Below are 13,473 nucleotides of genomic sequence, written 5' to 3'. Positions count from 1 at the left end.
AACGGTCTCTTCGTTGCTGAAGCGTTTTGCGTTCAGGAAGGGTGGGACGATGGCGAGTTAGCACAGGCGAGACGCGAATCATACCTTAAAACGCCGCAAGGCAGAGGCTTTGTGAATTAAGCGTAGCTGCCGATGGCGATGCGGCTGAATTGCCAGTTCACTTCCGGGAGGTCTGAGGCCGGAAACGACAGCACGATTTGCTTTGATGTCACAGGTCCGCGGAAGCCGGCGAAGAAGATGCTGTCTTCTAATTGCGGCGCCACTTCGAAGCAGGAGAAAGCCCATGTGTCATCATGAGGTGCGCTCAGGATAATCAGGCCATTTTCATCAAATGAGATATCGACCGACGGGTGAATATGAAAACGCACGGCAATATTGTCGCGCCCGTTGGCTTTCAAAGCTTTGGCATCGCCACGATAGAAACGGTCGGCACCCTGAATGACGCTGCCATTGTGCGACAGCACCACGCGACGCTCGTGGAAAATTCCGAAGAGCCGGACGTAACCGTCATGGCTTGCGACAAACCCTTGCCGACCCATGTCTTCCACACGGTCACGCTGCACTTTGGTTGGTCCGGCAATGATCGGTGTACCGATCATGTTGGAAAGCCCTGAATTCAGGCTGAAACGGCAGGATGATGTGTCATTGATGGTAGCCGTCGAGTGCGCGGCAGTCGAGCGTCCCAATGGACGAAATTCTGGTGGACCAAAGCGGTCGACGCCGGAATTGACAATATAGCGCTGACGTCCGGAGGACATTTCAAAGGCGAGGCAGCCCGCATGGGCATCGCGCGACGAGGTGACCGGAGGCGGCAGGCCGGTGTCAGCGATGATCGTGGTAGACCCCATGGACAGGCGTTCATAGCCTGAATAGGGGGCATGGGTCAGCGGCGAGCCCGCGGTTTCATCATGGCGCAGCACTGAAATGATGCGCTCTGACATGGTTGGCCCGACGCCGTTGAACAGCGCAAGGCTTCCGTCCTGATGACGGAAGAAGCGGAGCGCTGGCAACATGCGTTCGACGGCTTCGATCAGCGCCTTGGGTGGTGCTTCCGTGCCATTGGCATAGGTTTGGCGCAGCGGCAGAAGGTCGGCCAGCAGTTCGAGAATAGTGACGGGATTGCGCGAGACGTGGCCACCATCAGGCAGAATCTGGCGCTTTAACTCATATTCGAGATTGCGGCGAGCCGCACGCGCCGTCGGTGGCGAAACCGGGAGCGCAAGGGCTGCGAATGCAAGTGCGATGCGGGCGCGAAGCCGCTCCTCACCGTCATCCATGGCTGACGCCACCGTGCGCAGATAGCGCACCTGCATGGCAAGAGAACGCATGAATTTGCGATAGGCAGGCAGTTCAGCGCCCGACAAAATCAGATTGGAGTGCTGCAACCATGCGATGATGCGCTGAGCCGTAACTTCCGGTGACCAGGCCAGTCCACCGATGCGTTTTCCATAAAGGCGCATCCAGTCATCAAGCAAGGCACGTGCATTGGCGGTGGCAAGCTCGCTATTGGCGCTTTTGAGATGACGCAGCCAGCTGAAGCTGTGAAGTGCTGCTTCCCACTCAGGTGTTGGTGGTTCGACGGCGAAAGGTGAAAGCCCACCAGTCTCGACAAGGCGACCGGCAAGCGCGAAGCGACCGTGATAAAACTCCTGAGCGAGTTGGGGGTCCGCAACGCGCAGATCTGGTGGAGCAATCAGAATGCGTTCCGGCGTGAAGCCTGTGAAACGCCAGCGGAAAAGCGGGCCCATGCGCAGACGGCGGCTGAACTTGCGCCAAGCCTGTGCAATAGCCAGTCCCCAAAGATGCGGGGTTTCGCTCAACGCGACTGCCACCCTTTCATTCTCCGTATTAAAATTCATTCGCATTGGACCTGATAAGGCAGGCCCGTCCTTTCATGCCATGATTTATCGAAATGCCGGTTTCCGGATTTCGGAATCATGCATTCTTAGAATCGTCTATAATGGTGAATCGAATGTTAACCATAACGGGCGCAGCGCACCCGTTATCGCAAATTCATCGATTTTAATCAGCAGTTGCTAACTGACTAAAGCGCGTCGCAATTTATCGTATTCAAGAGCCGCGCTTTAAGTCTTTGTTTTCATGCATGTCGTTATTGGAAAACCGGTTCCCACTTTTCCGCGACATGCTTTAGGCTTTGCGTCTGAAACGGGCGGCGAAAAAGCCGTCCATGCCTGCCATATTCGGATTGCCATCGAATTTTTCCGCAGGCAGATCGGCAGGGGTTGACCGCAGGAAGCCTTCTTTGGTGATTAATCCTTCGAGGCCGGGGCACTCTTCAAGCGTGATCGGATAGGCTTCAATGGCCGGATTTTTCAGCGCATTGCGAGCCATATCCTCGCCCTCCTGCGGATGCAGTGAGCAATTGGAGAACAATATTGTGCCGCCGGGTTTCACAAGCGTGATGGCCTGCTCAAGCATTTTGGCCTGAAGTGTGGCAAGTTTCTTAATATCCTGCGGCGTCTTGGTCCAAGGCACATCTGGGTGACGACGCACTGTGCCAGTGGATGAGCAGGGCGCATCCAGCAGTACGGCATCAAACAATGTATCCGGCTTAAAATCCATCATATTGCTTGCAACAGTGCGGGCTTTGAGGCCCAGACGTTCCAGATTGCCGTCAAGCCGCTTGAGGCGGTTTTCGGACATATCAAGCGCTGTTACATCAGCGCCCTGAAGCACAAGCTGTGCAGTCTTTCCGCCGGGGGCTGCACAAAGATCCGCCACGCGCTTGCCTTTAATGTCGCCCATCAGGCGCGCTGGCAGGCTTGCGGCGGCATCTTGTACCCACCAGTCACCCTCGGCAAAACCGGGCAGATCGGTGAGGTTGCCCTCGACTGTCTGAAGACGCACAGAACCGTTGGGCAAGGCTACGCCGCCAAGCTTTTCTGCCCATTCCTTCGGATCACCTTTAACGGTGAAATCAATTGGCGGCTCGTAACCATGCATGGTCAAAATGGCTTCGGTTTTTTTCGGACCGTAGGAATCGGTAAGGCTCCTTGAAAACCATTCAGGCACATTTTTTTCAGGCTGCAATGTATGTTCGAGCGCGCGTTCCTTGTTGCGCGACAATCGGCGCAGCAGTGCGTTGACGAGACCAGCATATTTGCGATTGCGCGGATCGTAATTCGCTGCTTCAACGGCCAGATCGACCGCAGAATGATCGGGGAGGTTGAGATAGAAAATCTGCGCGACGGCTACATGCAGCAGGTGTTTGAGCGCATGTGCATTTTCCGGCAATGGACGATCAAGACGCTTGTTGATTGCTCGATCAATGCTACCGCGATTGCGCAGTGCAGAGCCCAAAATAGCGCGAACGAGCGAACGGTCGCGTGGCTCAAGTGCCAGATACTGCGGATGGCCATGGCTGTTATCAGTCAGACCGTCGAGCGATGTGTTCTTTTCAATCACTGCACCAAGCAGGCGGGCCGCGGTGAGACGTGCGGCAAGACCGGGCCGTTGTTGTTCGGCACGGTCTGCGACGTAGTCATGTGTCTGCGGCTTGTTATTTCCACGCTTTGGCGCAGGTTTCTTATCGTTCACGCTGTTCTACTTTATCTAACGCTTGGGATGCGTTTCTACGACCACGGGCCTCGGTAGCCAGAATTGGAACCGGAGCCACCACTGTTATTTTTGTCTGCATTACCACTAGTTTGTCCCCAAGGACCACTGTTTTGTGCAGGGGCTGTGTTACGCTGCGCCATTCCAGCCGAGCGAATACCCATTTCTGCAGCCATCTGTTCAAGCGCCTGAATACGATTATCCGTGTCCGGATGCGTCGAAAACAGGTTGTCTGCACCACGTCCGCTCAGGGGGTTGATGATAAACATGTGTGCGGTTGCCGGGTTGTGCTCTGCTTCCTCATTGACAACAGATTTGGCACCGCGGGCGATTTTGCCAAGGGCTGATGAGAGCCAGAGCGGGTTGCCGCAGATTTCGGCACCGCGACGGTCGGCGGCATATTCGCGGGTACGGCTTACCGCCATCTGCACGATCATGGCGGCAAATGGGGCAACGATCATCGCAAGGATCGTGCCGATTACACCCATGATGCCATTGCCGTTCTCTCGGTTGCCACCCAGGAAAAAGGCAAAATTGCCGAGCATGGAGATCGCACCGGCAAGTGTTGCCACGATTGTCATGGTGAGCGTGTCACGGTTCTGAACATGCGCCAGTTCATGCGCCATCACGCCTGCGACTTCTTCCGGCGTCAGTCGGTTCAGCAGGCCAGTCGTGGCGGCCACGGCAGCGTTTTCCGGGTTGCGGCCAGTGGCAAATGCATTGGGTTGATCTTCGTGGATGATGTAAACCTTTGGCATCGGCAGTCCTGCATTGGCAGCGAGACCACTGACCATCCGATAATAATCGGAGCCGGAACGCTCATCCACTTCCTGCGCATTATACATGCGCAGCACCATCTTGTCAGAATTCCAGTAGCCAAACAGGTTCATGGCAACCGCGATCACAAGCGCGATCATCATGCCACCACCGCCGCCCAACAAATAGCCGATGCTCATGAACATGACTGTCATGAGAGCAATCAGCATGGCAGTTTTCGTCATATTCATGCGTATAGGTCTCCAGTTCAGCGAGAATTGATCTCAAACAGGGTTTTGCTTGCCCACCAAGTTTAACTATATGATGGGTATGAAACCTCTGAGCTTCAATAATGGATTTGCCGCGGATGACCGATAAATTCAACGAAACCGACATCAATGATAATGTAGCTCCGCGCAAGTTTGACGATTTGCCAGCGGCAGCACAGCGCGCGCTCAAAGAAGCCGAAGAACGCCGCTCCACTGAGACGGCTGAAAAGCTCCCGCGAGAAATCGGCGGTCGCGGCGGCAAAGATCCTGCGCGTTTTGGCGACTGGGAGATTAAGGGTCGGACAATCGATTTTTTAAAATTTGGGGTATTTCCGCTCCTGCGACCTGTAGTTACCCTCACTCTGAGACAGCGCTTCGCGCTTCCTCAGGGTGAGGGTGCCGCGATACTAAAAAGGCCGGGAAATCCCGGCCTTTTTTGCTATTTCTTATTCTGACGGTTTTCGATCAGATCGTCCACGACGCCCGGATCGGCGAGAGTCGAGGTATCGCCCAGTGCTCCAAACTCGTCTTCGGCGATCTTGCGCAGGATGCGGCGCATGATCTTGCCCGAACGGGTCTTTGGCAGGCCCGGCGAGAACTGAATCTTATCTGGCGTTGCAATTGGCCCGATTTCCTTACGCACGTGGCTGATCAGCTCCTTGCGCAAAGCGTCAGCATCCTGTGTTTCCGCGCCAGTCATCAGAGTGACGTAGCAATAGATACCCTGTCCCTTGATCGGGTGTGGATAGCCGACAACCGCAGCTTCCGAAACCGAGTGATGCGAGACGAGTGCCGACTCGATTTCCGCCGTGCCAAGACGATGACCGGAAATATTGAGCACGTCATCGACGCGACCAGTGATCCAGTAATAACCGTCGTCATCGCGGCGGCAGCCATCACCGGTAAAATACTTGCCCTTGTAGGTGGAGAAGTAAGCTTCGATGAAGCGCTTGTGATCGCCATAAAGTGTGCGCATCTGACCCGGCCACGAGTCGATGATGCAGAGATTGCCATCGACCGCGCCTTCAACAACTGCACCCTCATTGTCCACGAGCTGCGGCTTTACACCGAAGAACGGACGGGTTGCGGAGCCCGGCTTGAGGTCGGTTGCACCGGGCAATGGTGTAATCAGAATGCCGCCGGTTTCCGTCTGCCACCAGGTATCGACAATCGGCGAATGCTGATCGCCCACGACGTTGTAATACCATTCCCAGGCTTCCGGGTTGATCGGTTCGCCGACCGAGCCAAGCAGGCGCAATGTCGAGCGAGACGAACGTGTGACGAACTCATCGCCCGCGCCCATCAGTGCGCGAATTGCAGTTGGCGCTGTATAGAAGATGTTGACATGGTGCTTGTCGATGACTTCCCAGAACCGACCCTGGTCGGGGAAGTTCGGTACGCCTTCAAACATCAGCGTGGTCGCGCCATTGGCGAGCGGTCCATAGACGATGTAGGAATGACCCGTCACCCAGCCCACATCCGCGGTACACCAGTAAACATCGCCGTCGTGATAGTCGAAGACATATTGATGTGTCATCGAAGCATAGACGAGATAGCCGCCGGTGGTGTGAAGCACGCCCTTTGGCTTGCCGGTCGAGCCGGAGGTATAAAGGATGAACAGCGGGTCTTCCGCGTTCATTGGTTCAGGTTCACAGGTCGGCTCAACGCTTGCCACTTCCTGATGATACCAGAGATCGCGGCCCGGTCCCCAGCTCACCTTGCCGCCGGTGCGGCGCACCGTGAGAACCTTGTTGACGATGACATACTGCTTGGCAGCAATGTCGATAGCAGTGTCGGTGTTTTCCTTGAGTGGGACTGGCTTGCCGCCACGCACACCTTCATCGGCGGTGATGACAAAAGTGGATTCGCAATCAACGATACGGCCAGCAAGCGCTTCCGGAGAGAAGCCTGCAAAGACGACCGAATGCACGGCGCCAATACGGGCGCAGGCGAGCATCGCATAGGTCGCTTCGGGGATCATCGGCAGATAAATGGTGACGCGGTCACCTTTTTTAACGCCATGCTTTTTCAGCACATTGGCGAGGCGGCAGACATTTTCGTAAAGCTCAAGATAGGTGATCTTTTTATCGATGTACGGGTTGTCACCTTCCCAGATGATCGCAACCTTATCGCCACGGCTTTTCAGATGGCGGTCGATACAATTGTAGGAGACGTTGGTGACGCCATCTTCATACCACTTGATCGATACGTCGCCGTTGAAATCAGTATTCTTGACTTTGGTAAAGGGCTTGAACCAGTCAATCCGGCGGCCGTGCTTGGCCCAGAAGCCATCCGGGTCGGTCACGCTTTCATTGTACCATTCGAGATATTTCTCGTTGTCAATGAGCGTGTTCTTCTTTGCCCCCGGCAGAACGGGGTAAAGCTTTTCCGACATGTGTTCCTCCATAACTGTCCGGCGATCCTCCCGCCAGAATCGACAGCCCGCATCGGGGCGAAGCTATCGCCAGACTCATCTACATTCCGTCGCGTCCAACGTAAATTAGACATTGGGATCGACTATGGTCCACAATGACGCAGCACAAAAATATGAACGGAGCGGCAGCACTCATGCTGTATTAGTGCTAACATATTGTTTTTACGCTTTAAAAACTATTTTGCGCGATTATAATTCCTATCGGAGCCGCTAAATATTTAGAATGGCTCTTCATAAAAAGGGGAAATCGCCATGACGACATCCGCTTTTATTTCAAAGTCGGCCTTCGAACTGCAGCTTGCCGGTTACGGTCTGACGACGGCGAAAATCTTCTATCACATGCCTGATCATCCACATGTGCTGCAGCTTTTTGTCTGGCAGGACTACGATCTCGCGCCGGAATTTCCGGTGCTCAATCATTTCATAGAATTCTGGAAGGAAAAGATCGACGGGCCGTTGCATTCAGTCGCTTACGCGCATTGTAGACTGCTGGGACCATCTGGTTGGAAGAGCGTGCAGGGAGAAATTATTTTACACTGACAAACGCTGATCTAGAGCGCCGGGCGCCCTATTGGGCGCGCAAAGGTCGCTCTAACACTTTAAAATTAGAGCATAATTTTACCTTAAACTGATCCAAGTTTAAGGAATTATGCTCTAAGATGCATAGCACGACCTGTTTTCAATGAGATTGCTGGAAGGCCAAATGGCGTTTGTGCATCTGTCCCACCCGGAAAAAGCGCTGCTCTACGCCTCAAAGACGTTGCTCGGCTGTCTGATTTGTTGGTTTGCGTTGCAATGGGCGGGGATTGAGCACCCGATATGGGCCGTGATCACTGTGCTTATCATTTCAGATCCCGACGTTCGCACGACGCTTGCGCTTTCGCAGGCACGCGCGATCAATACGGCGGTTGGATGTGCCATCGGCATGATAACCATTTGGCTCGTGGGGTATTCACCCATTGCGAGCCTGTTCGGAGCGGCCCTGACGGTATTTGTCATCCTGATGATCGACCGATATCCGGTCAATTGGCGACTGGCGCCCGCAACCGTGGTGATTGTGATGGATGCGGGACGCTTTGCTCAGTCGCGCAACGAGGAACTACTGCTTGCCTTATCGCGGTTGATCGAAATCGCGCTCGGCTGCGCGGTCGCAATCGCTTTGGCCTGGATTTATACCAGGCTTATTGAGCGGGTGAGGGCGCGCAGACAGCAGCCGTCAACTCATGCAGAAGGCGAATAGCTCCTTCCGCCAAAAATCGCTGAGCCAACGCGCACCGATGTTGCACCGAAGCCAACAGCAGTCTCAAAGTCGCCTGACATACCCATTGAGAGCTTGTCGACATTGGCTTCGCGGGCAAGCTTTTCGAGCAGCGCAAAATGCGGCCCCGGATTTTCGTCTGCTGGCGGAATGCACATCAGTCCTTCGATTGAGAGGTCGTGCTCGTTGCGGCAACGCTCGACGAAGGCAATTGTTTCTTTGGGCGCGATACCAGCCTTCTGTTCCTCAAGGCCGGTATTGACCTGAACGTAAAGCTTCGGGCTTTTGCCCTGCTTCTTGATCTCGGCGGCGAGGGCGGCTGCAATTTTTTCGCGGTCCACGGTTTCAATCACATCGAACAGAGCTACAGCGTCGGCTGCCTTGTTGGATTGTAGTGGGCCGATCAGATGCAGCTCGATGCCCGGATAGGCTTCACGCAGCGCTGGCCATTTGCCTTGTGTTTCCTGCACGCGGTTTTCGCCGAAGACCCGCTGGCCTGCGTCGAGGGCAGGGCGAATGTCCTCGGCCTCGAATGTTTTGGACACAGCAACGAGTGTCACAGAGCCCTTATCGCGGCGTGCTTCTTCTTCGGCATTGGCAATGACAGCCTTGACCTTGTTCAGGTTCGCTACAATATCTGACATGAAACTCTCGCTTTCAGGCTTTTCATCCGCAAAAGGTTGACGCTTTCGCCAATACGTGGTGAAGGTCGCCATTAATGACGACTCTCCTTATTGCATCATCTTCGTACGAGTAAATACGCTCATGGCAGCCGAACGTTATAATCCGCGCGTGGCGGAAGCACATTGGCAGAAAATCTGGGAAGAAAACCAGACTTTCGAAACCGACAACAGCGATCCCCGCGAGAAGTACTACGTGCTCGAAATGTTCCCCTATCCATCGGGGCGCATTCACATGGGCCATGTGCGCAACTATGCGATGGGTGACGTGGTCGCTCGCTACAAGCGCGCCAAAGGTTTCAACGTGCTTCATCCGATGGGATGGGATGCGTTTGGTATGCCTGCTGAAAACGCTGCCATGCAGAACAAGGTCCATCCGAAAGAATGGACCTATCAGAACATCGCCACTATGAAGCGCCAGCTGAAGTCGATGGGCCTGTCGCTCGACTGGTCGCGCGAATTTGCGACCTGCGATGTTGAATATTATCATCGCCAGCAGATGCTGTTCATCGATCTGTTTGAAAAAGGTCTGGTGACGCGCAAGACCTCCAAGGTGAACTGGGATCCGGTCGACAACACCGTGCTTGCCAATGAGCAGGTGGTGGACGGTCGTGGCTGGCGTTCGGGTGCGCTGGTCGAACAGCGTGAACTGACACAGTGGTTCTTCAAGATCACCGATTTCAGTGAAGAATTGCTGGCCGGTCTCGATACGCTCGACCAGTGGCCGGAAAAGGTTCGTCTGATGCAGCGCAACTGGATCGGCAAGTCGGAAGGCTTGCAGGTTCGTTTCGCGCTGGACGCTAAGACTGCCCCTGCCGGTTTCTCGGAAGTTGAAGTTTACACGACACGCCCGGACACGCTGTTTGGCGCGTCGTTCCTGGCAATCGCTGCCGATCATCCGTTGGCCAGAACGCTGGCTGAGGGCAATCAGGCCCTGACCGATTTTATCACCGAATGCCATCAGGCAGGTACGTCGCTGGCAGCACTCGAAACGGCCGAGAAGAAGGGCTACGACACGGGCGTTAAGGTTCGGCATCCGTTCGATGAGAACTGGGAATTGCCCGTCTATGTCGCCAATTTCGTTTTGATGGAATATGGCACGGGGGCGATCTTCGGCTGCCCGTCTGGCGATCAGCGCGATCTTGACTTCGCAAACAAATACGGCCTGCCGGTTGTGCCTGTTGTGATGCCGAAAGGCGAAGATGCTGCGACTTTCGCGATCACCGATACGGCGTATGGCGACGATGGTGTGATGATTAATTCACGCTTCCTCGACGGCATGACACCGGAAGCCGCCTTCAAAGAAGTGGCGAACCGTCTGGAACAGACCAGCCTCGACAATAGCCCACAGGCAAGCCGCAAGGTGCAGTTCCGTCTGCGTGACTGGGGCATTTCGCGTCAGCGTTACTGGGGCTGCCCGATCCCGATGATCCATTGCGAAAGCTGTGGCGTCAATCCGGTGCCGCGCGCCGATCTGCCGGTCAAGTTGCCGGATGATGTCGAGTTCGACCGTCCGGGCAATCCGCTCGACCGTCATGCGACCTGGCGTCATGTGAAGTGCCCGAAATGCGGCGGCGAAGCCCGTCGCGAAACGGATACGATGGATACGTTCGTCGATTCGTCGTGGTACTACACGCGCTTTACAGCCCCTTGGGAAAACGAGCCGACGGATCGTGCTGTTGCGGATCGCTGGTTGCCGGTTGATCAGTATATTGGTGGCGTAGAACACGCGATCCTGCATCTGCTCTACTCGCGCTTCTTCACCCGCGCCATGAAAGTGGCCGGTCATGTCGGTATCGACGAGCCATTCAAGGGCCTGTTTACACAGGGTATGGTGGTTCACGAGACCTATAAGTCTGATGGTCAGTGGGTGGCACCCGCCGATATTCGCATTGAAGACGTTGACGGCAAGCGCGTAGCCACCATGCTTGATAGCGGTGCTCCGGTCGATATTGGTTCGATTGAAAAAATGTCGAAGTCGAAGAAAAATGTGGTCGATCCCGACGACATTATCTCTTCTTACGGCGCAGATACGGCACGCTGGTTCATGCTGTCCGACAGTCCGCCAGAGCGCGATGTGATCTGGACGGAAGCTGGTGCTGAAGGTGCGCATCGTTTCGTGCAGCGTGTCTGGCGTCTGGTATCTGAAGCAGCACCTGCGCTGAAAGACGTTGCGCCGAAATCTGGCACGGACGGCGACGCGCTTGCTATTTCAAAGGCTGCGCACAAGGCCGTGCAGGCCGTTGGCGACGACATTGAAAAGCTCGCTTTCAATCGTGCGGTTGCACGTCTTTATGAGTTGGTGAATGCGCTCGCAGCATCGTTGCAGCTGGCTGCCTCGGGCAAGGCTGACAATCAGTTGAAGGGGGCTTTGCGTGAAGCCACCGAAATGCTGGTTCTGATGGTTGCACCGATGATGCCACATCTGGCTGAACAGTGCCTGACTGAACTCGGCGGCAAGATCACCGGCAAGGACACGCTGGCCGCAACGGCTGCATGGCCATCGTTTAATGCAGCGATGATCGTGGAAAACGAGATCGTTTTGCCGGTGCAGATCAACGGGAAGAAGCGTGGGGATTTGACAATCGCCCGCGACGCTGATCAAGCTACAATCCAGCAGGCGGTGCTCGAACTTGACTTTGTCAAGGCTGCGCTCGATGGGGGCTCGCCGAAGAAGATCATCGTGGTGCCGCAAAGGATCGTCAATGTCGTTGCCTGATCGCCTCATTTCCGCATTCAAGGCTTTCCGCGTCGCAATCGCTGCTCTGGGGGCAGCGGTTCTGATCGCAGGCTGTACCGTGCAACCGCTTTATTCGTCGGGTGGTGCCGGTGGCACAATCGGTGGCAGTGTCACACCGGATATGCGCAGCAAGCTTGCGTCGGTGGCGATTGATCCGGCTGGCGATGTGTTTCAGCAGCAGGTTCGTAACCGTCTGATCTTTTTGCTCGGCGGTGGAGCAGGTGAACCTGCAGCTCCAAATTATCGCCTCAGCCTTGGTCTGAGCACCTATACGCTGAATGCAGTGAGTGTGGATATCGGCGATCAGACGGATCGTACCGGTCGTCCATCGGCTGGTATCGTCAAGGCGACATCGAACTATGTATTGCGTGACAAGGACGGCAAGCCTCTTGTCTCTGGTACGCGCACGGCTGGTGCCTCTTTCGATCGTCCACGGCAGGAGTTTGCTAACCTGCGCGCTCAACGCGACGCCACCAAGCGTGCAGCGGAAGAGCTGGCAGAACAGATATTCCTCTCGCTTGCGATGCAGATGTCTAAGCTCTGAGCAAATCAGCTTGATTGAATTTGAAAAGGCGGTGCATCTTGTGCCGCCTTTTCTATTCAAGCGCCGTGCGTCCTTTTGGAAAGTACGATGCATAGTCAGAGGAAATCATGCGGCTCGTTTCATTCACGGCAAAAGGCTATCGCTCGCTTCGGTCTGTCCGGTTTGATCTGGGGCAGGTCACGGTTTTCGTCGGTGAAAATGGCGCTGGAAAATCCAATCTTTACCGTGCGCTGCAACTGGTGAAGGCAGCCTCTGAAGGCACATTCTCGACGGAGATCGTGCGTGAAGGCGGTATGCAATCGGCCATGTGGGGAGGCACTCGGCGCAAGCATGAACCAGCGCGAATCATTCTTGAGGCTGAATTTGAAGATGAACGCCTTGCTTCGCGTTTGTCTTATCGGGTTGAGGCAGGATTGCCGCCGCCGGTATCAGGTGCTTTTCCGTTTGAGCCGCAGATCAAGGAAGAACAGCTCAATCTCGATACAGGGCGCCGTCCGGTCGATCTCATGGATCGTAAAGGCCCGGCCGTTTTTGCGCGCGATGGGGAAGGGCGGCGGATGGAGCATCCGACAAGGTTGCTTACTTCCGAAAGTGGTCTCGCGGTTCTCGGGCAGTCAGGGCACTATCCGGAAATCGGCGATTTATCCGCTCAATTGCGTAGCTGGCGTTTTTATCACGGGTTCAGAAGTGATCGCGATGCGCCGGTGCGTCAGCCAGCAATTGCGGCAACCGCTGCGATGCTCGATGAAGATGGCAGTAACCTCGCCTCAGTCTTTGCGACGCTTGCGCATATCCGTCAGGATACGGTCGATCTTGATCGTCTGATTGCCGATGCCTTGGAGGGCGCAAAGCTCGTCATTCCATATCCCGAAGAAACGGCAACATTCGGCCTCAACTTTCCGGCCTTTCCGCCGCGCGTTTTTCGTCCGGGCGAGTTGTCCGACGGACAGATACGTCTGCTCGCGCTTGCAGGCGCGCTTTTGTCTTATCGTTTGCCGCCGCTGATAGCATTGAACGAACCAGAAGCAAGCCTGCACCCGGATATGATCCCTTCGCTTGCGAAGATGATTGCGCAGGCGTCTCAGCGCAGCCAGATCTGGGTGGTGACGCATTCAGCCCGGCTGGCCGAGGCGATTATCGAATATTGCGGCAGCAGGCCGATCCGTGTCGCCAAGCATGATGGCGAAACAGAGTTGGGATAAACAAAAACGGCGGA

The 13,473-nt window shown here is 55.2% G+C and carries 10 protein-coding genes and 1 pseudogene; 6 read left to right on the top strand and 5 right to left on the bottom strand.

Annotated features, from left to right (window positions below):
* Positions 1–116: 116 nt before the first annotated feature.
* From C9380_RS10870 to htpX, 3 genes are all read right to left on the bottom strand, one after another.
* A complete protein-coding gene (locus C9380_RS10870; protein ID WP_024895814.1) occupies positions 117–1,832 on the bottom strand; it encodes a heparinase II/III family protein in 1,716 nt (571 codons plus the stop codon).
* A 316-nt stretch (positions 1,833–2,148) separates the two neighbouring features.
* Positions 2,149–3,558, bottom strand: coding sequence for an RsmB/NOP family class I SAM-dependent RNA methyltransferase (locus C9380_RS10865; RefSeq protein ID WP_100558558.1), 1,410 nt, complete (start codon positions 3,556–3,558; stop codon positions 2,149–2,151).
* Between the two features lie 35 nt (positions 3,559–3,593).
* Positions 3,594–4,583, bottom strand: coding sequence for a zinc metalloprotease HtpX (gene htpX / locus C9380_RS10860; RefSeq protein WP_024895812.1), 990 nt, complete (start codon positions 4,581–4,583; stop codon positions 3,594–3,596).
* Between the two features lie 101 nt (positions 4,584–4,684).
* On the opposite strand from htpX, the pseudogene C9380_RS27370 reads away from it, so the two are divergent.
* Positions 4,685–4,915 (top strand): annotated as a pseudogene (locus tag C9380_RS27370) (DUF1674 domain-containing protein); the annotation flags it as partial.
* 125 nt (positions 4,916–5,040) lie between these two features.
* Here the strand turns inward: C9380_RS27370 and acs are convergent.
* On the bottom strand, positions 5,041–6,996 hold the full coding sequence (acs, locus tag C9380_RS10850; protein WP_024895810.1) for an acetate--CoA ligase: 1,956 nt from the start codon (positions 6,994–6,996) through the stop codon (positions 5,041–5,043).
* A 291-nt stretch (positions 6,997–7,287) separates the two neighbouring features.
* Here acs and C9380_RS10845 point away from each other — a divergent pair, with 291 nt between their 5' ends.
* Positions 7,288–7,575: an usg protein gene (locus C9380_RS10845; protein ID WP_024895809.1), complete on the top strand. Its 288-nt coding sequence runs from the start codon at positions 7,288–7,290 to the stop codon at positions 7,573–7,575.
* Between the two features lie 163 nt (positions 7,576–7,738).
* Complete coding sequence (locus C9380_RS10840) at positions 7,739–8,275, top strand: FUSC family protein (RefSeq protein ID WP_024895808.1); 537 nt, start codon at positions 7,739–7,741, stop codon at positions 8,273–8,275.
* Here C9380_RS10840 and C9380_RS10835 read toward each other — a convergent pair.
* Positions 8,257–8,937 (bottom strand): YggS family pyridoxal phosphate-dependent enzyme, encoded by a 681-nt coding sequence (locus C9380_RS10835; RefSeq protein ID WP_128093655.1) that lies wholly within the window; start codon positions 8,935–8,937, stop codon positions 8,257–8,259. The genes C9380_RS10840 and C9380_RS10835 overlap by 19 nt on opposite strands.
* A 121-nt stretch (positions 8,938–9,058) precedes the next feature.
* On the opposite strand from C9380_RS10835, the gene leuS reads away from it, so the two are divergent.
* From leuS to C9380_RS10820, 3 genes are all read left to right on the top strand, one after another.
* Positions 9,059–11,692 carry a leucine--tRNA ligase gene (gene leuS, locus C9380_RS10830; protein WP_128093517.1) on the top strand — a complete coding sequence of 878 codons (2,634 nt, stop codon included), beginning with the start codon at positions 9,059–9,061 and terminating at the stop codon, positions 11,690–11,692.
* Positions 11,679–12,257, top strand: a complete 579-nt coding sequence (gene lptE, locus C9380_RS10825; protein ID WP_024895805.1) for an LPS assembly lipoprotein LptE — start codon at positions 11,679–11,681, stop codon at positions 12,255–12,257. The genes leuS and lptE overlap by 14 nt, the downstream gene beginning before the upstream one ends.
* Positions 12,258–12,364: 107 nt before the next feature.
* Positions 12,365–13,459: an AAA family ATPase gene (locus C9380_RS10820; RefSeq protein WP_111787226.1), complete on the top strand. Its 1,095-nt coding sequence runs from the start codon at positions 12,365–12,367 to the stop codon at positions 13,457–13,459.
* Positions 13,460–13,473 lie beyond the last annotated feature (14 nt).

It is taken from the genome of Brucella pituitosa, from assembly GCF_003049685.1.
In the GTDB taxonomy this organism is placed as follows: domain Bacteria; phylum Pseudomonadota; class Alphaproteobacteria; order Rhizobiales; family Rhizobiaceae; genus Brucella; species Brucella pituitosa.
Note: the sequence above shows the minus strand (reverse complement) of the source record. Positions and strands in the feature narration are given on the sequence as shown.